This window comes from Amycolatopsis sp. NPDC039088 (assembly GCF_055598845.1).
This window is the reverse complement of record NZ_JBVKAE010000040.1, coordinates 1-23,618: the sequence shown is the minus strand read 5'-3', so window position 1 is coordinate 23,618 and position 23,618 is coordinate 1. Positions and strand designations below refer to the sequence as shown.

Genomic DNA, 23,618 nt, shown 5'->3' with positions numbered 1-23,618 from the left:
TCCCAGAAAGTTCAGCTGATCCGGTAGCTGACCCGTTGACGATCTCGTATCCCGGCCCCGGGACGGAAGGGCAAGATCCTTCCATTGTCGTGGGCCAAATAGGTGGCGGAGTCGCCCAGCAGACGGAACGACACCGCCTGCGAGTCCGCCAAACCCGGCACCCTGGTGAAGCTCGCCGCCCGGCCGTACGCATCGCTTTCGTCGTACGGGTCGATCCGCACGGTCGCACCGTCGACGACCCGGACGTACCGGTCCGGGAAATTCACCGACTGCAGCGCCACCGTCCCGGCACCGCGGAAACCCGCCACGATCCGGAACTGCGAGTCGGCGAGTTCCCGGACGTCGCCGTCGACCGTCAGCCGGTATTCGTAGTGCCGCACGTACGACGCGGGAGCGTCCAAAGGAGACAGTCGCACGCACGGACCGCCCTTGCCGACCGGAACGCCGAAACTCGGGGTGCCGTCGTTGTTCCAGTACAGCCGCTGGACACGGGTGTGCCGGTTCGGGTCGTACAGCGGATCACCGGTGATGTCGCGGTAGTCGCGGGCGTGGTAGACGAGCACGTCGGTTCGGCCATCCTCGGCGACGGTGAACGAATTGTGTCCCGGCCCGTATTGCCGCGTCGCCTCGTTCGTGGTGAAAACCGGCTGCGGCGACTTCGTCCACGACCTCGGATCGAGCAGGTCCGAACGCTCGTCGGCGGTGAGAAGCCCCATGCAGTACCGGGCATCGGTGGCGCTCGCCGAGTAGGTCATGAAGACCCGTCCGTTGCGGATCAGCACGGCCGGGCCCTCGTTGACCTTGAAACCTTGGATCTCCCACGGCAACGTCGGCACGGCGAGCCGCACCGGATCGCCCTTGAGCGCCAGCGGTGAGGCCATCTCGGCGAGGTAGAGATTGCTGTTCGTCTCGATGCCCGGCTCGCTCTGCGCCCACGCGAAGTACCGCTTGCCGCGGTGTTCGAACGTCGTCGAGTCCAGGGTGAAGGTGTCCCATTTGGTCACCATCTGCCCGCGCAGCACCCAGGTGTCCGCGCGCGGATCGTCCGAAGTGGACTCCAGGACGTAGGTCCGGATGCGGAACACGTTGTCCGAGTCCCCGGCGGCGAAGTAGATGTACCAGCGGCCGTCGATGCGATGGAGTTCGGGCGCCCAGATGTGCCCGCCCATCTTCCCGGACGACGGACGCCGCCAGACCGTCTTCTCCTTGGCGGTGGCCAGTCCGTCGATCGTGGCGGCCCCGCGTACGACGACGCGGTCATATTCGGGCACCGAGCCGGTCAGGTAGTACATCCCGTTCACCGGCCGGGTGATGAACGGGTCTGCCCGTTGCTCGACCAGCGGGTTCCTGGTGGTCAACGGGGTCGGGACGGCAGTCGCGTCGCCAGCAGTTTCAACAGCGGCTTCGGCGGCGGTGGCGATGTTCTGCGCCAGCGTCCCCACGGCGGTGGCGGCCAGCAGCCCGCCACCCGCTCTGAACAGGTCACGTCGGTCGATGGTCATGGTCATCCCCTCACTCGAGCCGGAAAGCGCAGGAAGGTCACGGAGTTCGGCGGGAAGGTGTAGCTGAAGGTGTTCGCCACCCCGGTGAACCGCGATTCGCGCGGCGAGATCGGCGTGGCGAAGGCGGTGTTGACGTCGTCGGGCGAACCCTGCAGCGTCGTCACGCGCGCCGTGGAGCCCGGCTGGACGCGAGTGCCGAGGTCGACCCGGGTACGGGCGGCCGCGTTCTGCGCGTTGACCACCTTGACCACGAGTTCGCCGGTCTTGAGGTCCCGGGTGACGACCTGCCGGAACGGTTCGGCGACCTGGTCATCGGTGAAGGAGCCCCACTTCTGCCCGTCGAGGAACAACGTAACCTGACGGCCGCGGACCTCGACGCGCAGGTCGTACTGACGGCCGGTCTCGATCTTGGTGTCGTTCTGGAACAGCGTCTGCTTGGCGCCGCCCTCGGCCTTCTCGACGGCGGAGACGGTGTTGTTCCAGCCGCCGAGGTTCCACCAGTAGTTGTTGCCGGTGTCCTTGACCCCGAACGCGACGAGGAATCCTTCCCGCCCGGCGGTCTTGGTCGCCTTCACCGAGAAGTCGTAATTGCTCCACGCCGGATCACCCGCGGTCACCAGCGTGTTCTCCGCGGCCTGATCGGACTGGACGTACGCGCCGTTCGACACCGCCCACGAACCGCGTCCGGCCACCTTCGACCAGCGTGAATCGTCACCGGAGAAGTCGTCGGAGAACAGCTGCGCGCCATCGGCCGACGTGACCTTGACGTCGTCGTAGGCCGCGCTCGTGGCCCAGGTCGACAGCCCGATCGCACCCGAGATCGGGGCCACCGTCGACGGCGTCGACGAGGCCTTGCTCGGCACGACGTGGTCACCGGCGTTGGTCATGAACAGCTTCTGCGTCTCGTAGCTGGCCGATCCCCACGAGCGCTGGTTGTCGAACCAGATCATGTCCGGTTTCCACTGCACGTAGTCGGTGTTCGCCAGCAGCGGCGCGTACGACGCGAGCTTGACGACGTCGGCGTTCCGTTCCAGCCCGGTCATGTACGCCGCCTCGGCCAGCGCGTTGCCGAACTTGTTGTCCAGCGACGCGTACTCGCCGAGGAACACCTTCGGACCGTTGCGGTCGTAGGTGTCGTAGCGCTGGTTGTTCTGCAGGAACCACTGCGGACTGTTGTAGTAGTGCTCGTCGACCATCGAGACCTTCGCGTCGCGGTTCAGCTGCCACAACCTGTCGAAGGTGCTCCCCGTGTCGTCCGGACCGGAGTTGCTGATCACCGTGATCCCCGGGTACTTCGCCGCGATCGCCTTGCGGAATTCCGTGAACCGGGCGAAGAACTCGTCCGGCAGGTTCTCTTCGTTGCCGACGCCGACATGCGTCAGGTTGAACGGCGCCGGATGCCCCATTTCGGCCCGCTTCCGGCCCCAGGTCGAGGTGACCGGACCATTGGCGAACTCGATCAGGTCGAGGGTGTCCTGGATGTGCCGCCGCAGCAACGCGGGATCGTCGGTGACCCGGTTCTGCCCGCAGCCGGTGACCAGCGCGGGCACCACCGGTAGCGGCATCGCGCCGATGTCCTCGGAGAACTGGAAGTACTCGTAGTAGCCGATGCCGTAGGACTGGTTGTAGCCCCAGAAATTCGCGTTCGTGGCCCGCTGCTCGACCGGCCCGATCGTGTCCTTCCATTGGTACGAGCGCTTACGCTCCCAGTTCGGTGCCTCGTAACCCTGATGGCTGCCGGTGTTGACCAGGCAGCCGCCGGGGAACCGCACGAATCCCGGCTTCAGCGCGGCGACCTTCTCGGCCAGGTCGGCGCGCATCCCGTTGGGCCGGTTCTTGTAGGTGTCCTTGGGGAACAGCGACACCATGTCCAGCCGCAGTGTCCCGCCGCCGGACGCGGTCAGTGCGAGCCTGCCGATCGCGCTCGACTCCCGCGCCCGGATCGTGCCGGCGTACTTCACCCAGCCGTCGCCGCGAACCTGGACCCGCAGCGGGTCGGCAAGCGCTTTCCCGGCGGGGTCGGTGACGGACACCGTGAGCGGCGTCCCCGCCGCGCGATCGGTCCGGGCGAATACCGAAAAGTCGTACTGCTTGCCTCTTTCGACGCGGATTCCCGAGTTGAAGCCGGAGTTCGCGACGCCGTACTCACCACTTGAAAGGTCGAGCCGGAGGTAGCGCCTGTTCCGCTCGTTGAGCCGCTGGGCGTCGTCGACGACCTCCGCCTTACCGGTCCCCCCGCCGAGTGACGTCGGTGCCCAGGACGTCAGTGGGGTGTAGGACGCGTTGTCGGCCTTGTCGTACTCGAAGGACCGGTTCTGGACGAGTTCGGCGTACAGACCGCCGTCCGCGGCACGGTTGATGTCCTCGAAGAACACGCCGTACATCGAACGGTCGATCGTGGCACCACGGCCCGCCGCGTCGACGGCGAGCGTGTAGTCGGTCATCGGTGTCTGTCCCGAGGCGGCGGGGACGGGAACTCCGATCCCCAGGGCCATGATGGACGTCAGCGCGCCCAGCCGGACGATTCTCCTGCGCACAGCACTTCCTTTCGCACCTTCGCGATGGTCGTGGTTCGTTTCGGGGCCGGGTCAGATCCGGGTCCGGATGAAGCCGATCTTGTCGACCTCGTCCCCGGCCCGGCCGTGGAATCCCGCGATCTGCCAGCCCGGCACCGCGGCGCGGGTCACGCAGTCCGACGTCGTGGTCCCGGCCGACACCGTCCGGCCGCGGTCGGTGGTGAACGTGGCCGAGAAGATCCGGGTGGTGTTGTCGTGCTTGCCCCGGCAGAGCGTCACGGCGGTGAGGTGTTCGCCGTTCTCCAGGGTCAAGGTGACGGCGGTTCCTCCGCTCCCGCCGTGGGACAGCGTGGTCCCGTCGCCGAGGGTGAGGCCGATGTTGTCCACCCGGGAGCCGCCGCGCAGCGACAGGGTGCGGACACCGGCACCGGCGGGGATCGCGTCGATGTCGGTGAACGAGGAGCCGTGCGGGCCGCCGAACTGATCGGTCGGCAGGAAATCAGCGTTCTGGCGCCAGGTGAAAGCGGTGGCGATCGGGGAATGATCCGACAGCATCGCGCCCGATTCGTCAAGGAACTTGGCGTGCTCGTTGGCGTAGGAGGTCGCTTCGAGGCTGACGAGCTTGCTGCCCCGGTAAAGGATCTTGTCGACGACCTCGCAGTCGTTCGTCACCGCCGCCGGGTCGCACAGCAGGGCGGGGCTGCCCTGCGCGGGCGCGGTCCCGCCGCGGGCCAGCTGGACCCAGGCGTCGGTCAGGCCGTTGTCGGCCGCGAACGCCGCGATCGTGTCACCCGTCCTCGTATAGCGGGTGTTGGTGTCGCCCATGACCACGACGGCGTTCCCCGTCGACCGGGTTTTCATGAACGCCGTCAGCTGCTTGAGGTTGGCCGCCCTCGACTTCAGATCACCGTCGTTGGTCCCGGCGTTGGTGTGGAGGTTGTAGAAATCGGTGAACACGCCCTCGGCGAGCCGGACCCGCATGAAGGTGAACCCCTTCGGCGTGAGGCAATCGCCGGAGTCGAACTGGCACGAGTCCCATTTGACGCGTTCGAAATCGTCGACGTCGTAAGGGATACCCGACAGCGTGTTGAGGCCACTGCCGAAACCGGCACCGCCACTCGTCGGCGTCCGATGAGGATGGCCGTCGGCGGCGTAGAGCGTGGCGTGGTAGTTGAAATCCTCCTGGACGTGCACGACGTCGTAGGGGCCGATCCGGCCGCCGATCGCCTTCGTGGCCGGCTCCCGTGGCGTCGGCGCGCTCGAGAGGGACTCGGGCAAACCCGCGATGTTGTAGGTGAGTACGGAGAACGTCCCGCTCGGAGCCGCTTCCGCGGCCGCCGGGACACCTGCCATGAGCAGTAAAGCGGACGCTAGAACGAAGAACAGGCGCTTCGACACTGAAGTCTCCTGAGGTCCGGTACGGCGTGGGTGTTCCGGGTCGCCGGAGCGGCCCGGAACACCCACGCCGTCAGGCGGCGGTACGGGCCCGTCGTTTGGTCCAGATGTCGTAGGCGACGGCGGCGAGCAGCACGAACCCCTTGACCAGGTTCACGCTCTCGGTCGGCGCGCCGATGAGGGACATCCCGTTGTTGATGACGCCCATGATCAGGCCGCCGGTGATCGCGCCGACCACCTTGCCGACCCCGCCCTGTACGGCGGCGCCGCCGATGAAGGCCGCGGCGATGGCGTCGAGTTCGAACATGTTGCCCGCGGTCGGACCGGCCTGGTTGAGCCGTCCGGCGACGATGATGCCGGCGAGCGCGGCCAGCACGCCCATGTTGACGAAGATCCAGAACGTGACCGCTTTGACCTTCACCCCGGACAGCGTCGCCGCCTGGAGGTTCCCGCCGATGGCGTAGATGTGGCGGCCGAACACCGCCCGCGTCGTCACCAGCGAATACCCGATCACCAGCACCGACAGCAGGATCAGCACCCACGGCAGGTTCTTGTACCGCGCCAGCTGGACCACCACGAACAGCACGACGGCGGCCGCGGCGACCATCTTCAGCATGAACATCGGCAACGGGTCGACCTCTTGGAGGTAGTTGATCCGTGCCGTGCGCTTACGCCACTGCGAGAAGACCGCGCCCGCGATCGCCAGCACGCCGACGAGGAGGCTCACCAGGTCGGCACCGCCGAGCGGGCCGAGGCCGATGTTGCCGAGATAGCCGCCGGTGAACCCGTTCGCCAGTGTCCGCACCTCGTCGGGGAACGGGCCGATGCCCTGGTTACCCAGGACGGTCAGGGTCAGCGCGCGGAAGATCAGCATGCCGGCCAGCGTCACGATGAACGCGGGAATGCCGAAGTAGGCGACCCAATATCCTTGCCATGCCCCGATCGCCGCGCCGACGAGCAGCGTGATGAGCAGTGCCAACGGCCACGCCATGCCGAGGTTCACCATCAGCACGGCCGAGATCGCGCCGGTCAGCGCCACCACCGAACCGACCGACAGGTCGATGTGCCCGGCGATGATGATCAGGATCATGCCGATCGCGAGCACCAGCACGTAGGTGTTCTGCACGATCAGGTTCGAGATGTTCTGCGGTTCCAGCAGCGCACCGCCGGTGAGGAACGAGAACAGCACGACGATCAGCGCGAACGCGACATAGATGCCGCTTTGACGCGGGTTGAACGAGATTCGCCTCGGCGCTTTGACCGGGGCGTCTTCGTTCCGTTCCGGGGCACCGCTGACGGTGCCGGCGGAGACGGTACTCATGGTGTTACTCCTGTTCCCTGGTCATGGCACGCATCAGGACCTCCTGTGTCGCCTCTTCCCGGCCGACCTCACCGGTGATCCGGCCTGCCGACAGCGCGTAGATCCGGTCGCACAGCCCAATCAGCTCCGGCAGCTCGGAGGAGATGACCAGCACGGCCTTCCCTTCGTCGGCCAGCCGGTTGATGATCGTGTAGATCTCGTACTTCGCGCCGACGTCGATACCGCGCGTCGGCTCGTCGAGGATCAGCACGTCCGGATCGGTGAGGATCCATTTGGACAGCACGACCTTCTGCTGGTTGCCACCCGAAAGTGTGCCCGTCACGCTCTGCACGTTCGGGGCCTTGATGTTCATGCTCTTGCGGAAGCCTTCCGCGACACGGTGTTCCTCGTTCCAGTCCACCCAGCCGCGACGCGCGATCTTGCCGAGCGCGGCTCCGGAGACGTTGCGCTGGATGTCCTCGATGAGGTTCAGCCCGTAGCGCTTGCGGTCCTCGGTGGCGTAGGCGATCCCGTGCTCGATGGCCTCTCCGACGGTCCGCGCTTCGATCTCCTTGCCGTCCTTGAACAGACGGCCGGAGATGTCCTTGCCGTACGACCGCCCGAACACGCTCATCGCGAGTTCGGTCCGGCCGGCGCCCATGAGTCCCGCGAGACCGACGATCTCGCCACGGCGCAACTTCAGGCTCGCGCCGGAGACCACCACCCGGCCACGCTGGGTGGGGCTGTGCACGGTCCAGTCCTCGATCCGGAGCACTTCGTCGCCGATCCGCGGTTCCCTCGGGGGAAACCGGTTCTCCAGCTTCCGGCCGACCATCCCGGAGATGATCCGGTCTTCGGTCACGCTGGCCGCGTCGAGGGTCTCGATCGTCTTCCCGTCGCGCAGAATGGTGATCGAGTCGGCGATCGCGGCGATCTCGTTGAGCTTGTGCGAGATCATGACGCAGGTGACGCCGTCGTCACGCAGTTCTCGCAGCAGATCGAGCAGATGCGCCGAATCATCGTCGTTCAGCGCGGCCGTCGGCTCGTCGAGGATGAGGAGCTTGACCTCTTTGGACAGTGCCTTGGCGATCTCGACCAGCTGCTGTTTGCCGACCCCGATGTCGAGCACCGGCGTCACCGGGTTCTCCCGCAGGCCGACCCGCTTCATCAGCTCGCCGGCCTCGTGGTTGGTCCGGTTCCAGTCGATCAGGCCGCCGCGCGCCTTCTCGTTGCCGAGGAAGATGTTCTCCGCGATCGACAACTGCTGGCAGAGGGCGAGTTCCTGATGGATGATCACGATGCCGCGGCGTTCGCTGTCGCGGATCGCGGAGAACGCGCACGGCTCGCCGTCGAAGACGATCTCGCCTTCGTACGAGCCGTGCGCGTACACGCCCGAGAGCACCTTCATCAGCGTGGACTTGCCCGCGCCGTTCTCACCGCAGATCGCGTGGATCTCACCCCGCCGCACCGACAGGTTCACGTCCTGCAGTGCCTTGACCCCGGGGAAGGTTTTGGTGATCCCCCGCATCCGAAGGATTTCGTCGGTCACTTCCACTACCTCAGCTGTTCCGCTTTGTAGTAGCCCGAGTCGATGAGTTCCTTCTGGTAGTTCCCCTTGTTCAGGATCACCGAATCCAGCAGGAACGCCGGGACGACCTTCTGGCCGTTGTTGTAGTCCTTGGTGTTGTTGACCTCGGCCTTGCCGCCCTTGAGCACCGCGTCGGCCATCTTGACCGTGGTGTCGGCGAGCTTGCGGGTGTCCTTGAAGATGGTCGAGTACTGCTCGTTGGCGATGATGGACTTCACCGACGCGACCTCGGCGTCCTGCCCGGTGACGACCGGGTACGGCTGCCCCGGCGTGCCGTAGCCGTTGCTCTTGAGCGCGGAGAGGATGCCGATGGAGAGCCCGTCATACGGCGAGAGCACGCCCTGTACCTTGTCGCCCGAGCTGTAGGTCTTCGTCAGCAGGTCTTCCATGCGCCGTTGCGCGGTCGCCGCCTGCCAGCGCAGGATCGCCGCGACGTTGAACGCGGTCTGGCCGCTCTTGACGACCAGCGTCCCGTTGTCCAGGTACGGCTTCAGCACCGACATGGCGCCGTTGAAGAAGAACGTCGCGTTGTTGTCGTCCGGCGAACCGGCGAACAGCTCGACGTTGAACGGGCCCTTGCCCTCGCCCGGGGAGCCGTCCTCCTTGAGGACCTTGAGCCCGGTCAGCAACGACGTCGCCTGCTGCACGCCGACCTTGAAGTTGTCGAAGGTCGCGTAGTAGTCGACGTTGGGGGTGTTGCGAATCAGCCGGTCGTAGGCGATGACCGGGATCTTCTTGTCCGCGGCCTCCTGCAGCTGTGTGGTGATCGCGGTGCCGTCGATCGAGGCGATCACGAGCAGCTTCGCGCCCTTGGTGATCTGGTTCTCGATCTGGTTGACCTGGGTGGGGATGTCGTCCTCTGCGTACTGCAGGTCGACCTGGTAACCCAGCTTCTCCAGCGCCGCCTTGATGTTGTCGCCGTCGTGGATCCAGCGCTCCGACGATTTGGTCGGCATGGTGACGCCGACGAGACCACCCGCGGCACCCGCGCCCGCGGCCTGCTGCTGCTCTCCCGTCTTCTCACTCGAACCGCAGGCGGTCAGCGCCGCTCCGACGCCGATCGCCATGGCCAAAGTGGCCAGTTTGGTGAACTTCATTGTTCCTTCTCCTCCGGTGGGGACCGCTCAGAAACCTTGTGCGAGCCGGTAGTACGCCTGGTTCCAGCGCATCCGGTCCGCGATCGACTCCGGCGTCGTCGTCTGGTCGATGACCAGCAGTTCGACTTCGAGCATGGTGGCCAGGTCGCGGATCGATTCCGCGCCGACCGCCTGGGTGAGCACCGTGTGGTGTGGCCCGCCCGCGGTGATCCAGGCCTCCGCCGACGTCGCGAGCGACGGCGCCGGCTTCCACACCGCGCGGGCGACCGGCAGGTTCGGCAGCGGTTCGTCCGGTGCGACGACCTCGACCTCGTTGGCCACCAGGCGGAACCGGTCGCCGAGGTCGGCCATGCCGATCACCACGGCGTCACCGGGAGCGGCGTCGAACACCAGCCGGACGGGATCCTCGCGGCCGCCGATGCCGAGCGGGTGGATCTCGCACGACGGACGGGCGGCGGCGATGCTCGGGCAGACCTCGAGCATGTGCGCGCCGAGGATCTTCGGTTCGCCAGGGCCGAAGTGGTAGGTGTAGTCCTCCATGAAGGACGTTCCGAGCGCGGAATCGCGGCCCATCGCCTTCACCGCGGTCAGCAACGCGGACGTCTTCCAGTCGCCCTCGCCACCGAAGCCGTAACCGTCGGCCATGAGGCGCTGCACGGCGAGACCGGGAAGCTGGCGCAGACCGCCGAGGTCCTCGAAGTTCGTGGTGAACGCGCCGAAACCGCCACTGGTGAGGAAGGTGCGCAAGCCCTGTTCGATACGAGCCGCGTAGCGCAGGGATTCGTGCCGCTCCGCGCCCTTCGCCAGCTCCGGCGCGAGTGCGTACGAGTCGGCGTACTCCGCCACCAGCGTGTCGACCTCGGCGTCCGGGACCGCGTCGACCAGTGCGACGAGTTCGTTGACGCCGTAGGTGTTCACGGAGACGCCGAGCTTGAGTTCCGCCTCGACCTTGTCCCCGTCGGTGACCGCGACGTCGCGCATGTTGTCACCGAAACGAGCGAGCTTGAGCGAGCCGAGGGTCTGGCGTCCGATGGCCGCCCGGACCCACGCGTCGATCCGCCGCACCACCGCCGGATCCGCCGCGTGACCCGCGATGGTCTTGCGCGGCACCCCGAGCCGGGTCTGGATGTAGCCGAACTCGCGGTCGCCGTGCGCGGCCTGGTTCAGGTTCATGAAGTCCATGTCGATGGACTGCCACGGGAGTGCTTCGTTCAGCTGGGTGTGCAGATGCAGCAACGGTTTCCGCAGCGCGTCCAGCCCGGTGATCCACATCTTGGCCGGCGAGAAGGTGTGCATCCAGGCGATCACGCCGACACAGTTGTCGTCCGCGTTCGCGTCGAGCATCACCCGCCGGATCGCCGACGGCTCGGTGAGTACCGGCTTCGCGACGATCTCGGCCGAGATACGGCCCGCGTCGGCCAGCATCCGCTGGATCTGCAACGACTGGCCCGCGACCTGCTCCAGGGTCTCTTCGCCGTAGAGCGCCTGGCTCCCGGTGAGGAACCAGACCTCGGTCTTCCGCTGTGTGCTCACTTCTCTCCCTGCTGGCCGTAGACGTTCTGGTAGCGCGCGTAGAGCCGATCGATGTCCTCTTCGGACAGTGGCTCCGGTTTCCCGAGCGCGGAGGCGATGTGGACGGTCCTGGCGACGTCTTCGACCATCACCGCGGCCTTGACGGCGTCCTTGGCGGTCCGGCCGACGGTGAACGGTCCGTGGTTGCGCATCAGTACCGCGGGCGACCGGCTGGACCGGAGCGTCTCGACGATGGCCCGGCCGATCGAGTCGTCCCCGATCAGCGCGAACGGCCCGACCGGGATCTCCCCGCCGAACTCGTCGGCGATCATCGTGAGCACGCACGGGATCGGCTCCCCGCGCGCCGCCCAGGCGGTGGCGTAGGTCGAATGCGTGTGGACGACGCCGCCGACCTCCGGCATGTGCCGGTAGACGTAGGCGTGCGCGGCGGTGTCCGACGACGGCGCGAGGTCACCGTGGACGACCTCGCCGTGCAGGTCGGTGACGACCATCGTGTCGGCGTTCAGCGCGTCGTAGGAGACACCGGACGGCTTGATCACCATGAGGTCGTGGCCGGGGACCCGCGCCGACACGTTGCCCGCGGTCCAGATGACCAGTTCGTACCTGGTCAGTTCGCTGTGCAACCGGGCGACGGTGTCGCGCAGTTCCTCGAAGGTGTCCGTGATCTCGGCGGCAAGGCTCATCGTTGCTGTCCTTTCCGGGCGGACGCGATCGCGCGGCGGCGGGCGGCGAGGCGGTGCATGACGTCGTTGGCGCCGCGGCCGAAGTAGTCGTGCAGCGCGGCGTACTCGGCGTAGAGGTCGTCGTAGGCCTTGACGTTCTCGGCGATCGGCCGGTAGACCGCGCGGCGCACCGAACCCATCTCGGCCGCGGCGGCGGGGACGTCCGGATGCGCGCCCGCGGCGACGGCGGCGTGGATCGCCGAACCGAGCGCGGGACTCTGCGCCGACCCCGCCACCGAGAGCGGCAGATTCGTGACGTCGGCGTAGATCTGCATCAGCAGTTCGTTCTTGACCAGGCCACCGGCGACGATCAGTTCCGTGACGGGAACGCCCGCGCGTTCGAAGGTCTCCACGATGGTCCTGGTGCCGAACGCGGTGGCTTCCAGCAGCGCCCGGTAGGTGTCCTCGGCGCGGGTCGCCAGCGTCTGACCGACGACGACGCCGGAGAGTTCGTGGTCGACCAGCACCGAGCGGTTCCCGCTGTGCCAGTCCAGCGCGACGAGGCCGTGCTCACCGATCTCCTGCTTCGAGGCGAGCTGGGTGAGCAGTTCGTGGACGGAGACACCCGCCTCCTGGGCGTCGTACACATAGGACGCCGGGACACCGTGTTCGACGAACCACCCGAAGATGTCACCGACCCCGCTCTGGCCGGCCTCGTAGCCCCACTGCCCGGAGATGATCCCGCCTTCGACGACGCCGCACATGCCCGGCACCTCGCGCAGTTCGGCGCCGTTCATCACGTGACAGGTCGAAGTGCCCATGATCGCGACCATCTGCCCCGGCGCGACCGCCTGGACGGCGGGCGCGGTGACGTGCGCGTCCACGTTCCCGACGGCGACCGCGATCCCTTCGCGCAAGCCGGTCCATTCGGCGGCCTGCGCGCTGAGCGTGCCGGCCTTGTCGCCCAGCGAGCCCAGCGGATGGGCGAGCTTTTCGTCCACAAAGGACCCGAATCCCGGTGCCAGCGCTTCGAGGAAGCCGACGCCCGGATAGCGGCCGTCCTGGAGGATCCCCTTGTACCCGGCGGTGCAGGCGTTGCGGACGTAGATGCCGGTGAGCTGCCAGACGATCCAGTCGGCCAGTTCGACCCAGTGCCGCATCCGCGCGTAGACCCCGGGCGCCTCTTCGAAGACTTCCAGCGCCTTGGCGAATTCCCACTCCGAGGAGATCAGCCCGCCGTAGCGCGGCAGCCAGGACTCGCCGCGCTCGCGGGCCAGCGCGTTGATCCGGTCCGCCTGCGGCTGCGCGGAATGGTGCCGCCACAGCTTCACGTAGGCGTGCGGTTCGCCGGCGAACTCCGGCAGTTCGCACAGCGGTGTGCCGTCGGCCGTGGTCGGCACCATGGTGCAAGCGGTGAAGTCGGTCCCGATGCCGATGACGTCGGCCGGATCCACTCCGGCGGCCCGGACGGCCTCCGGCACGGCGGTGCGGAGGACGTCGACGTAATCCGACGGCACCTGCAGTGCCCAGTCCGGCGGCAGAGCCTGTCCGGTCTCCGGCAGGACCCGGTCGATCACGCCGTGGCGGTACTCCGAAACCGCGCTGCCCAGTTCCGCGCCGTCACGGACCCGGACCACCACGGCCCGGCCGGACAGCGTCCCGAAGTCGACGCCGACGACCAGCGGTTCCCCTGTACTCACTTCTGCTCCTGCGATGTTAGCGTTCACAATCTTGGTCGAAAGCCGCCGCGAACGGCGGTGGCAGTTTTATGTGGCCCGCCTCCCGGCGAGCCGTTGCAGGACGATGAAGGCGAACAGCAGCGCTCCGGTGATGATCGAGGTCCACCAGGAGTTGAGCGTGCCGTCGAAGGTGATCAGCGTCTGGATGATGCCCAGCACCATGATCCCGAGCACCGTGCCGAGGACATAGCCGGAACCACCGGTGAGCAGCGTGCCGCCGATGACGACCGCCGCGATCGCGGTCAGCTCCAGCCCGACCCCGTTCAGCGGGTCACCGGAGGACTTGTACAGCACCAAAAGCAGACCGCCGAGCGCCGAGCAGAACCCACTGAGGGTGTACACCGCGATCCTCGTGCGGCCCACGTTCAGCCCCATCAGCAGCGCGGACTTCGGGTTGCCGCCGATGGCGTACACCGTCCGGCCGAACCGCGTTCCGTAGAGGACGTACGCCGCGATGGCGACCACCACGAGCGCGACGACCACGCCGATCGAGATGTGCAATTCCGGGCCGAGCGGGATCTGCGTCTGCGCGAGGCTCGCGACGGTCGGGTCATCGATCGAGTACGCCTGGGTGCTGATCGTGTAGCAGAGCCCCCTGGCGAAGAACATCCCGATCAAGGTCGCGATGAACGGCTGGATCTCGAAAACGTGGACCAGCACGCCCATCCCGAAACCGAGCGCCGCGCCGATCAGCAGTACCGCCGGGATCACCGCGTACACCGGCCAGGACTGGTTCTGCAGCAGATCGGCGGAGACCACAGTGGACAGCGCGACCACCGAGCCGACGGACAGGTCGATCCCGCCGGTGAGGATCACGAACGTCATCCCGACGGCGACCACCAGCAGGAAGGCGTTGTTGATGAACAGGTCGAGCACGACCTGGCCGGATCCGAACGCCGTATAGCTGGAGGCGCCGTAGACGTACGCGCCGATGAGCATCGCCATCGTCGCCAGGATCGGGAGATGCCGCCGCTGCGGCCGGTACTCCTTGACACGGGTCAGCATGGTGGTCATACCCCGGCCTCCACCTTCTCCGGCGCGACGATGGGTGCGGGCGGCGGCGGCTTCCGCCGCCTGCCGAACTTCTTGCGGAACACCGGCGACTGCAGCAGGCAGACCACCAGCACGACCAGCGCTTTGAACAGCATGATCGCCTGCGGCGCGATGCCGAGCGCGTAGACCGTGGTGGTCAGCGTCTGGATGAGGAGGGCGCCGATCACCGATCCGGTGAGCGAGAACCGGCCGCCGGTCAGCTGCGTACCGCCGATGACGATGGCGAGGATCGCGTCGAGTTCGATGAACTGCCCGGCGTTGTTGCCGTCGGCGCTGTGCACGTTCGCGCTGATCATCAACCCGGCGATCCCGGCGCAGAGCGCGCAGAAGACGTAGGTGAGCCAGATCAGCCGTGCCGACCGCAGACCGGCGAGCCTGCCCGCTTCCGGGTTGCCGCCGACGGACTCGACCAGCAGCCCCAGCGCCGAGCGGCGCACCAGCACCGCAGCGATGGCGAACACCGCCAGTGCGAGAAGGATCGCGCTCGGCAGGCCGAAGACGAACCCGCTGCCGATCCACTCGTACGGCCGGGCGTTGACGGTGATGATCTGGCCGCCGGTGATCAGCTGCGCGATCCCGCGCCCGGCGACCATGAGGATCAGCGTCGCGATGATCGGCTGGATGCCCAGCACCGCCACCAGCCAGCCGTTCCACGCACCGAGCGCGACGGCCAGTCCGAGCGCCATCCCGACCGCGGCGAGGGTCCCGCCGAGACTGTTCTGATCACCGAGACCGCTGATGTGCAGACACGCGAGCGCCCCGCTGATCGCGACCACGGCGCCGACGGAGAGGTCGATCCCCCGCGTCGCCACCACCAGGGTCATGCCGATCGCGATGAGGATCAGCGGCGCCCCGTTCTTCAGGATGTCGATCAGGTTCCCGTAGAGATGCCCGTCGCGCAGTTCGAGTGCGAAGAACGACGGCTGGGCGATGAGATCGCCCAGCAGCAACGCCAGCAGCGCGACCACGGGCCAGAACAACCGATGTCCGGTCAGTGCCTTCATCGGCCGACTCCTTCCGCCATTGTCGCCATGACCCGTTCGGCGGTCAGGGATTCGTTGTCCAGCACCGCTACCACCGCGCGGTCGCGCAACACCGCGACGCGGTGGCTGAGCCGCAGCACTTCTTCGAGTTCGGCGGAGATGAACACCACGGCCATGCCCTCGCCGGAAAGCTGGGTGACGAGCCGCTGGATCTCCGTCTTGGCGCCGATGTCGATGCCCCGGGTCGGTTCGTCGAGGATCAGCAGCCGCGGTTCGGTGATGAGCCAGCGCGCGAGCAGCACCTTCTGCTGGTTACCGCCGCTGAGGTCGCCGACCTTCGCCTCGGCGTTGGCGGGACGGATGTCGAGCGCCTTGATGTAGCGCTCGGCGATCTCGTCCTGCCGCCGCCGCGAGATCGGCCGCGCCCAGCCGCGCGAGGCCTGCAGCGCCAGCACGATGTTCTCGCGCACCGTGAGTTCCTCGACGAGGCCTTCGGTCTTGCGGTTCTCCGAACAGAACGCGATCCGCCGGTCGAGGCCGGAACGCGGGGTCTTCAGCGACACCGGTTCGCCGTTGATCCGTACCGAACCGCTGTCCGAGTGGTCGGCGCCGAACAGCAGCCTGGCCAGTTCGGTACGGCCGGAGCCGAGCAAACCCGCGAGGCCGATGACCTCACCCTCGCGGATGTCGAGCGAGAACGGGGCGACACCGCCCTTGCGCCCCACCCCGTCCGCTTCGAGGAACACCGGGGCGCCCGCCACCTCGGACCGGCTGTGGCCCGCGTCCTCGATGTCTTCGAGTGCCTCGAGTTCCTTGCCGATCATCCTGGTCACCAGGTCGACCGGGGTGATCTCTTCGGTGCGGTACTCGCCGATGAGCTTCCCGTTGCGCAGCACCGTCATCCGGTCCGCGACGGCGAAGACCTGCTCGATGAAGTGGGAGACGAACAGGATCGCCATCCCCTGCTCCCGCAGCGACCGCACCACGTTCAGCAGCTGCTCGACCTCGCCGGCGTCCAAACTGGACGTCGGCTCGTCGAGAATGAGGACGCGGGCGTCGACGTCGAGCGCCCTGGCGATCGCGACCAGCTGCTGCACCGCGATCGAACAACGGCCCAGTTCGGCCGACACGTCCACTTCGACGTCCAGCCTGGCCAGCAGCGCGGCCGCCCGGCGGCGCATCTCGCGCCAGTCGATGCGGCCGCGCCGTCGCGGCTCCTTGCCGAGGCAGATGTTCTCCGCCACCGACAGGTTCGGGCAGAGGTTCACTTCCTGGTACACGGTGCTGACGCCGGATCGCTGCGCCTCCCCCGGACCGCTGAACGCGACCGGATTCCCGGCGAGTTCGATGGTGCCCGCGTCCACCCCGTAGACGCCGGTGAGCACCTTGATCAGGGTGGACTTGCCGGCACCGTTCTCACCCATCAGCGCGTGCACCTCACCGGGGAACATCCGGAAGGAGACGTCGTCGAGGGCGACCACACCGGGGAATTCCTTCCGGATGTGGCTCATCCGCAGAATCGCAGGGGGTTCTGTCATCGCTGACCTTGTTTCGGGGGGACGCGGGCGGGAGATCAGTACTGGCGCTGCGGCAGCGCGGCCTTGGCGGCCGCCTGGTCGAACTCGGTTTCGGCGGTCTCGATCCGCGGCGGCACCTGCTCACCGGCGGCGACCTTCTTGACCAGGTCCATCAGTTGCGGGCCGAGCAGCGGGTTGCATTCGACGACGTGGTTGATCTTGCCGTCGGCCAAAGCCTGCAACGCGTCGCGGACGCCGTCGACCGAGACGATCTTGATGTCCTTGCCGGGCACCTTCCCGGCCGCCTGGATCGCTTCGATGGCACCGAGCGCCATGTCGTCGTTGTGCGCGTACAGCACGTCGATCTTGGGCTGGGACTTCAGGAAGGCCTCCATGACCTCCTTGCCCTTGGCGCGGGTGAACTCACCGGTCTGCGACGCGACGACCTTGAACTTGGGGTTCGACGCGATGACGTCGGCGAAACCCTTCTTGCGGTCGTTCGCCGGCGCGGAGCCGGTGGTGCCCTGGAGTTCGACGATGTTCACGTCGCCGGCGGCCGAGCCGAACTCCTTCGAGAGCCACTCGCCCGCCTTCTTGCCCTCGGCGACGAAGTCCGAACCGAGGAAGGTCTTGTAGAGCGTCTTGTCCTGGGAGTCGACGGCCCGGTCGGTCAGGATGACCGGGATGTTCGCCGTCTTCGCCTCCTTGAGCACGGTGTCCCAGCCGGACTCGACGACCGGCGAGAAGGCGATCACCTTGACCTTCTGCTGGATGTAGGACCGGATCGCGGTGATCTGGTTCTCCTGCTTCTGCTGCGCGTCGGAGAACTTCAGCTCGATCCCGGCCGCCTTCGCGGAGTCCTGGATCGACTTGGTGTTCGCGGTCCGCCAGCCGCTTTCCGCGCCCACCTGGGCGAACCCGAGGGTGATGGCGCCGCCGTCACCCGTTCCACCGCCGCCACCGCCACAAGCGGTGAGCACGAGCATCCCGGCCACTCCGACCACGATCGCCGTCCACGGTTTTCTTGCCACATCGACTCCTAGATCCGCACTGATCATTTGAGTTAGCGTTAACATTTGGTGGTGAAGCCCCCGATGGGAACCGCCACCGGCACTACGAGATGCCGGTGCTTTCCCGCACGATCAATTCAGGGGACACCAGGTCACGGGCCCGTTCTTCGCCACCGTTCATCCGGCGGCGGAGAAGGTCGAACGTGCGCCTGCCGACTTCGACGAAGTCTTGCCGCACCGTCGTCAGCGGCGGCGTGTAGTAAGCCGCCTCCGGCACGTCGTCGAAACCGACGATCCGCACCTCGCCGGGCACATTCACTCCTGCCTCGGTGCAGGCGCGGAGAAAGCCGAGTGCCATCTGGTCGTTGGCGACGAACACCGCGTCCAGTCCCTTTTCGCCGACGAGGGATCGCCCCGCCGCGTATCCGGACCGTGCACTCCAGTCACCCCGCACGACGGGCGGGATCCGCGCGCCGCGCCGCTGCAGGGTCTCCCGCCAGCCACGCTCGCGGTCGAGTGCCTCCAGCCAGTCTTCCGGTCCGGCCACATGCCAGACGGTCTCGTGCCCCAGCCCGAGAAGATGTTCGGTCGCCCGGCGGGCGCCGTCGTACTGGTCGACCGAGATCACCGGTACCGGCGCGTCCTTCCCGCCGCCGACCGCGACGAGCGGCACGTCGCTGGGCGCCGCTTCGAGAGCGCGCCCGGCGGTGACGTGCGGGGCGATGACGACGATGCCTTCGACGGCCTGTCGCCGCAGCCGCTCCACCGCGTCGGTGATGGACGACCGGCCAGGACGGCTGATGCTGGTTATGGTCGTCGCGTAACCGGCCTCGCGGGCGGCGTGCTCGATTCCGCTCAAGGTGCTGGCCGGGCCGTAGAGGTTGGCCTCCAGCGCGACCACACCGAGCGTGCCCGAGCGGCCGGTGACCAGTGCGCGGGCGACCGAGTTCGGCCTATAGTCGAGTTGCTCGATCGCGGCGTTGACCCGGACGCGGGTTTCGGCGCGAACCGGGCCGGTGCCATTGATGACCCGGGAGACCGTCATATGCGAAACGCCCGCCAGCGCGGCGACGTCGGTAAGGCTCGCCTGCTTGCCCGCGGGCACCTTGCTCTCCTCGCCGACGGTGTCGCGTGCCATCGCCTGTCTCCTATCGCAGCCCTCGCCGGGTGACGAGTGCCGCAAGTGTTAGCGATAACACGGACAGGGTCAAGAGGACTTTCAGTCACAGTCGGGTCACGGGCCGGGCCGCCGGTTCGAACGCGCGGCGGAGCCGGACTCGGCGGCTCCGGTTCGCGCCGGCGGCCGGGAGATCACCGCGCCGAGCAGGGCGCGAGGGCACCCAGACCCTGCGGTTTCGCCGTCACTCGCCCGATCGCGATGGCGATCCGGTCGATCGTCGCGGTCCGCTTGTCCGCCAGCGGGCCGAGGATCGCGTTCTGCACGAAATTCGGTCCGCCCTCACCCTGCGACGTGCTCAGCCGCCGCTCGGCTTCGGCGATCTGCGTTCCCAGCAGTGCCAGGTTCCGATCGACCTCCGTCTTCGCGCGGGCCGGGATCTCGGGCAATTTGCTCGCGACGTCCGGGCACGCGATCCGGCCCGCTCCCCCGACACCGCCCGCACTGGAGGACGGCGCGGCGCTCGGCGCGGTGGCAGTTGCGGTACCCGGTGCGCCGCCTGAGCCCAGCGAGCAGGGCGCGAGCTCCGCCAAACCCTGCGGTTTCGCCGCCACCCGGCCGATCGCGATGGCGATCCGGTCGATCGTCGCGGTCCGCTTGTCCGCCAGCGGGCCGAGGATCGCGTTCTGCACGAAATTCGACCCGCCCTGCCCGGCCGAAGACGCCAGCCGCTGCTCGGCCTCCGCGATCTGCGTCCCCAGCAGTGCCAGGTTCCGATCGACCTCCGCCTTCGCGCGAGCCGGAACCGCGGGCAACTTGGTCGCGACGTCCGGGCACACGATCCCGGCCGCCGCCTGCGCCGCACCGGCGCTGTCGGAGTTGCCCGCTGCCGTCGACACGATCAACGCGCCGGCCGCGATGACCAGCCCCAAGGCACCGGTCGCGACCTTCGTCCGCCGGGAAACGCGATGGGCACCTGCTCTTCGAGACATACCGCTCTCCAATGTCGAGTAAATAGGGAAATAAATGCGGCAATGAATCGGCGATCGCCGACTTCACCGGCGCATATCGTGACCTCGTCAACACGGCTTTGTCCAGGGAACCGACCGGAAAAAGAAAAGAGAAATCTCTTTGAACCGAACCGTTCTCCGGTCCGTATCAGATAAGGAAGCGAAGACCGATCGAACGGGCCGCACACTTGACCGAAAGGGGACGCCGTTCTACCGTCAGCATGCAGAACAGACTGTTAACGCTAACAGTTTTCATCGGTCAAGGAAGCCCGAGGGAGCCCTCCACGATGATCTCCTCGCGTCCACGCCGTTCCGGCGTCCTCTTCGCGACGGTGGCCCTACTGATCGCGAGCGTCGGCACGGCGTCGGCCGGCACGACGTCCCCCGGCGGCCCACCGGGTACACCGGACCAGGCCAAGGCCCGGGAAGTGGCGAACACGCTTTCGGTTCCCGGCATCGACGACGTTCGCGGCAACCTGACCCTGCCCGGCAGCGGCCAGGGCGGCACCACGATCCGTTGGCAGTCCTCGGATCCCGCGGTGATCACGCCGACCGGCGAGGTCGCCAGGCCGGCGGCGGGCACCACGACGGTCACGCTCACGGCGACCGTCGCCAGCGGACGGGACATGGCGACCCGGCGGTTCACCGCGAAAGTGCCGGCGAAACCGGCTCTGCAGCCGCTCAAGGGCTACAGCTTCTTCTACTTCACCGGCGAAGGAACCCCGGACGGCGAACAGATCTACACCGCCGCCAGCAAGGGCAACGACCCGCTGAACTGGACCGAACTCAACAATGGCAAGCCGGTACTCAGGTCGAGCCTCGGCGAACTGGGCGTCCGCGACCCGTTCATCCTCCGCTCCCCCGACGGCGACAAGTTCTACCTCCTCGCCACCGATCTCAAGATCCACAACGGCCGCGGCTGGGACGCCGCGCAGCGCACCGGCAGCCGTTCGATCATGGTGTGGGAATCCACCGACCTGGTCAGCTGGTCCCGTCAGCGCAGCGTCCAGGTCTCCCCGCCGACGGCGGGCAACACCTGGGCGCCGGAGGCCTTCTGGGATGCCAAGCGCGGGAGCTACGTCGTCTACTGGGCCTCGAAGCTCTACGCCGAGAACGACCCCGCGCACACCGGTGACAGCTACAACCGGATGCTCTACGCGACGACACGCGACTTCGTGACCTTCAGCCAGCCGAAGGTGTGGATCGACCCGGGATACTCGGTCATCGACTCCACGATCATCCAGGACAAGGGCACGTACTACCGGTTCACCAAGGACGAACGCAATCCGACGTCGTCCTCGCCGTGCAGCAAGTACATCACCGCGGAGAAGTCGACCGATCTGCTCGACCCGTCCTACGACTTCGTCGCCGACTGCATCGGCAGGGGCGATCCCGGTCTCGACCGCGGCGAGGGGCCGACCGGCTTCAAGTCCAACACCGAGGACAAGTGGTACCTGTTCATCGACGAGTACGGTGGCCGCGGCTACGTCCCGTTCGAGACCACCGATCTCGCGTCCGGCAAGTGGACGATGTCGGCGGGTGCGAAGCTGCCGTCGTCACCCCGCCACGGCACCGTTCTCCCGGTCACCCAGGCCGAACTCGACAGGCTGACCGCGCCTCCCGCGCCGGCGAAGGCCGACCGGAACGGTCTCGTCGCGCAGTGGCCGCTCAACGGCAAGACCGGCACGACCGCCACCGACAGCACCGGTCACGGCTACGACGGCGCGCTCGCGGGTGACGTCAAGTGGGCGGACGGCGCACTGGAGTTCGGTGGCACGACCGGTCACGTGCAGTTGCCGAACAACCTCCTCAACGGCGCGGCCTCGGCCACCGTGTCCGCCGACGTCTTCGTCGACCCGGAGCAACAGGCTCCTTATTTCCTCTACGGTTTCGGCAACACCGGGTCGTCCGGCGCCGGGGACGGGTACCTCTTCACCACCGGCGGTACCGACGGCGGCGGCTTCCGGGGCGCGATAGCGACCGGGAACTGGACCACCGAACAGGCCGCCGCGGCGAGCGGCGGGCTACCGCGCGGGGTGTGGAAGAACGTCACGCTCACCGTCGGCGGGGGCAGCGCCGTGCTGTACTCCGACGGCGTCGAGGTGGCGCGCAACGACAAGGTCACCATCAAGCCGTCCGACCTCGGCGGCGGTGTCACCGCGGCGAACTACCTCGGCCGTTCGGTCTACTCGGCGGACAAGACGTTCAAGGGCAAAATGAAGGACGTCCGCCTGTACAACCGGGCCCTCTCCGGGGCCGAGGTCGCGGGGCTCCCCTCGAACAGCACGCTGATCCGCTCGGTCGAACTCGACGCACTCAAGGCGCCGGCGATCGTCGACGCGGGCGGCGGCAAGGTCGTGCTGCCGGTGCGGCCCGGCACCGACCTGCGCCGGCTCAGCCCGCGGTTCACCCTCGCGCCCGGCGCGAAGATCGCTCCGGGTGACGGCCGCCCGGTCGACCTCAGCCGTCCGAAGAAGTACACGGTCGTCGCGCCGGGCGGGCAGACGCGGGTCTGGACCGTCGAAGCCCGGGAAATGCGCAGCCCCGCGCTTCCCGGATTGAACGCGGATCCGAACATCGTCGTCTTCGGCGACACCTATTACCTGTACCCCACCACCGACGGCTTCGACAGCTGGAGCGGTACGACGTTCTCGGTGTGGTCTTCGAAGAACCTCGTCGACTGGACGAACCACGGCGTCGCACTCGACCTCGGCCCCGGCGTGAGCTGGGCGGACAAGAGCGCGTGGGCACCGACGATCGCCGAGCGGAATGGCAAGTACTACTTCTACTTCTGCGCCGAGGCCAAGATCGGTGTCGCCGTCAGTGATTCCCCGACCGGGCCCTTCGTCGACACCGGCAAGCCGCTGATCGCGAAGAACCCGGGCGGCGGCCAGGCGATCGATCCCGCGGTTTTCATCGACCGCTCGGGGCAGCCGTACCTGTACTGGGGCAATGGCGAGGCGTACGTCGTGCCACTGAACGAGGACATGGTCTCCTTCGACGCGAGCCGGATCCAGCACATCACGGGACTCGACGGGTTCCGTGAAGGGCTGTTCATGGTCGAACGCGACGGCACCTACTACCTGAGCTGGTCCATCGACGACACCCGCAGCGAGAACTACCGCGTCGCGTACGCCACGGCGAGCGGCCCCGTCGGCCCGTTCACCAATCGCGGCCTGATCCTGAGCAAGGACCTCTCGCTGGGGATCAAGGGCACCGGGCACAGTTCGATGGTGCGGGTGCCGGGAACGGACGAGTGGTACATCGCCTACCACCGCTTCGCCATCCCCGGCGGTGACGGCACGCACCGGGAGACCGCCATCGACCGGCTGCGGTTCACCAGGGACGGCCGGATCCTGCCGGTCGTGCCGACCCTCGAAGGCGTCGCGCCACGGCCGATCCGCCCGGCGTAAGTAGACGTGAAGGCCTCCTTCCCTACGCTCAAGGCAGGGTCGCGGTCTTGCAGGTCAGGCGACTATTCCTGCACTGTCACGGGCCGCACACCAGCGGCGGAGCTTGATCAACGGAAGATCAGGGACACTCAATGTCCCCGATCTTCCGTTGATCAAGGTCGAGCCGGGGTAGAGCAGGCCTGA

Annotated in this window: 16 protein-coding genes; 1 reads left to right on the top strand and 15 read right to left on the bottom strand. The window is 67.4% G+C overall.

What is annotated here, in order from left to right; genetic code table 11:
• Positions 1 to 11: 11 nt before the first annotated feature.
• From ACZ7KI_RS36025 to ACZ7KI_RS35955, 15 genes are all read right to left on the bottom strand, one after another.
• The gene (locus ACZ7KI_RS36025) at positions 12 to 1,502 is read right to left on the bottom strand and encodes a family 43 glycosylhydrolase (protein ID WP_470277488.1); all 1,491 of its coding nucleotides are present in this window, start codon (positions 1,500 to 1,502) and stop codon (positions 12 to 14) included.
• Between the two features lie 2 nt (positions 1,503 to 1,504).
• Positions 1,505 to 4,039: an alpha-L-arabinofuranosidase C-terminal domain-containing protein gene (locus ACZ7KI_RS36020; protein ID WP_470277487.1), complete on the bottom strand. Its 2,535-nt coding sequence runs from the start codon at positions 4,037 to 4,039 to the stop codon at positions 1,505 to 1,507.
• 51 nt (positions 4,040 to 4,090) lie between these two features.
• The gene (locus ACZ7KI_RS36015; RefSeq protein WP_470277486.1) at positions 4,091 to 5,371 is read right to left on the bottom strand and encodes a jacalin-like lectin; all 1,281 of its coding nucleotides are present in this window, start codon (positions 5,369 to 5,371) and stop codon (positions 4,091 to 4,093) included.
• A 115-nt stretch (positions 5,372 to 5,486) separates the two neighbouring features.
• Positions 5,487 to 6,734 (bottom strand): multiple monosaccharide ABC transporter permease, encoded by a 1,248-nt coding sequence (gene mmsB / locus ACZ7KI_RS36010; protein ID WP_470277485.1) that lies wholly within the window; start codon positions 6,732 to 6,734, stop codon positions 5,487 to 5,489.
• A 4-nt stretch (positions 6,735 to 6,738) separates the two neighbouring features.
• Positions 6,739 to 8,262: a multiple monosaccharide ABC transporter ATP-binding protein gene (gene mmsA / locus ACZ7KI_RS36005; RefSeq protein WP_470277484.1), complete on the bottom strand. Its 1,524-nt coding sequence runs from the start codon at positions 8,260 to 8,262 to the stop codon at positions 6,739 to 6,741.
• 5 nt (positions 8,263 to 8,267) lie between these two features.
• Positions 8,268 to 9,398, bottom strand: a complete 1,131-nt coding sequence (gene chvE, locus ACZ7KI_RS36000; RefSeq protein ID WP_465505998.1) for a multiple monosaccharide ABC transporter substrate-binding protein — start codon at positions 9,396 to 9,398, stop codon at positions 8,268 to 8,270.
• Between the two features lie 27 nt (positions 9,399 to 9,425).
• Positions 9,426 to 10,931, bottom strand: a complete 1,506-nt coding sequence (gene araA, locus ACZ7KI_RS35995) for an L-arabinose isomerase (protein WP_470277483.1) — start codon at positions 10,929 to 10,931, stop codon at positions 9,426 to 9,428.
• A complete protein-coding gene (locus ACZ7KI_RS35990) occupies positions 10,928 to 11,614 on the bottom strand; it encodes an L-ribulose-5-phosphate 4-epimerase (RefSeq protein WP_470277482.1) in 687 nt (228 codons plus the stop codon). The genes araA and ACZ7KI_RS35990 overlap by 4 nt, the downstream gene beginning before the upstream one ends.
• The gene (araB, locus tag ACZ7KI_RS35985; RefSeq protein ID WP_470277481.1) at positions 11,611 to 13,293 is read right to left on the bottom strand and encodes a ribulokinase; all 1,683 of its coding nucleotides are present in this window, start codon (positions 13,291 to 13,293) and stop codon (positions 11,611 to 11,613) included. Before araB ends, ACZ7KI_RS35990 begins: the two co-directional genes overlap by 4 nt.
• Positions 13,294 to 13,359: 66 nt before the next feature.
• Positions 13,360 to 14,346 carry a galactofuranose ABC transporter, permease protein YjfF gene (gene yjfF / locus ACZ7KI_RS35980; RefSeq protein WP_470277480.1) on the bottom strand — a complete coding sequence of 329 codons (987 nt, stop codon included), beginning with the start codon at positions 14,344 to 14,346 and terminating at the stop codon, positions 13,360 to 13,362.
• A complete protein-coding gene (locus tag ACZ7KI_RS35975; RefSeq protein WP_470277479.1) occupies positions 14,343 to 15,389 on the bottom strand; it encodes an ABC transporter permease in 1,047 nt (348 codons plus the stop codon). Before ACZ7KI_RS35975 ends, yjfF begins: the two co-directional genes overlap by 4 nt.
• The gene (locus ACZ7KI_RS35970; protein WP_465506004.1) at positions 15,386 to 16,906 is read right to left on the bottom strand and encodes a sugar ABC transporter ATP-binding protein; all 1,521 of its coding nucleotides are present in this window, start codon (positions 16,904 to 16,906) and stop codon (positions 15,386 to 15,388) included. Before ACZ7KI_RS35970 ends, ACZ7KI_RS35975 begins: the two co-directional genes overlap by 4 nt.
• Before the next feature lie 35 nt (positions 16,907 to 16,941).
• Positions 16,942 to 17,871, bottom strand: a complete 930-nt coding sequence (locus tag ACZ7KI_RS35965) for an ABC transporter substrate-binding protein (RefSeq protein ID WP_470277537.1) — start codon at positions 17,869 to 17,871, stop codon at positions 16,942 to 16,944.
• Positions 17,872 to 17,998: 127 nt separating this feature from the next.
• Positions 17,999 to 19,033 (bottom strand): LacI family DNA-binding transcriptional regulator, encoded by a 1,035-nt coding sequence (locus ACZ7KI_RS35960; protein ID WP_470277478.1) that lies wholly within the window; start codon positions 19,031 to 19,033, stop codon positions 17,999 to 18,001.
• Between the two features lie 173 nt (positions 19,034 to 19,206).
• Entirely contained in the window at positions 19,207 to 20,004 is a 798-nt protein-coding gene (locus ACZ7KI_RS35955; protein ID WP_470277477.1) for a hypothetical protein, read from the bottom strand.
• A 305-nt stretch (positions 20,005 to 20,309) separates the two neighbouring features.
• On the opposite strand from ACZ7KI_RS35955, the gene ACZ7KI_RS35950 reads away from it, so the two are divergent.
• Positions 20,310 to 23,435: a family 43 glycosylhydrolase gene (locus tag ACZ7KI_RS35950; RefSeq protein WP_470277476.1), complete on the top strand. Its 3,126-nt coding sequence runs from the start codon at positions 20,310 to 20,312 to the stop codon at positions 23,433 to 23,435.
• Positions 23,436 to 23,618 lie beyond the last annotated feature (183 nt).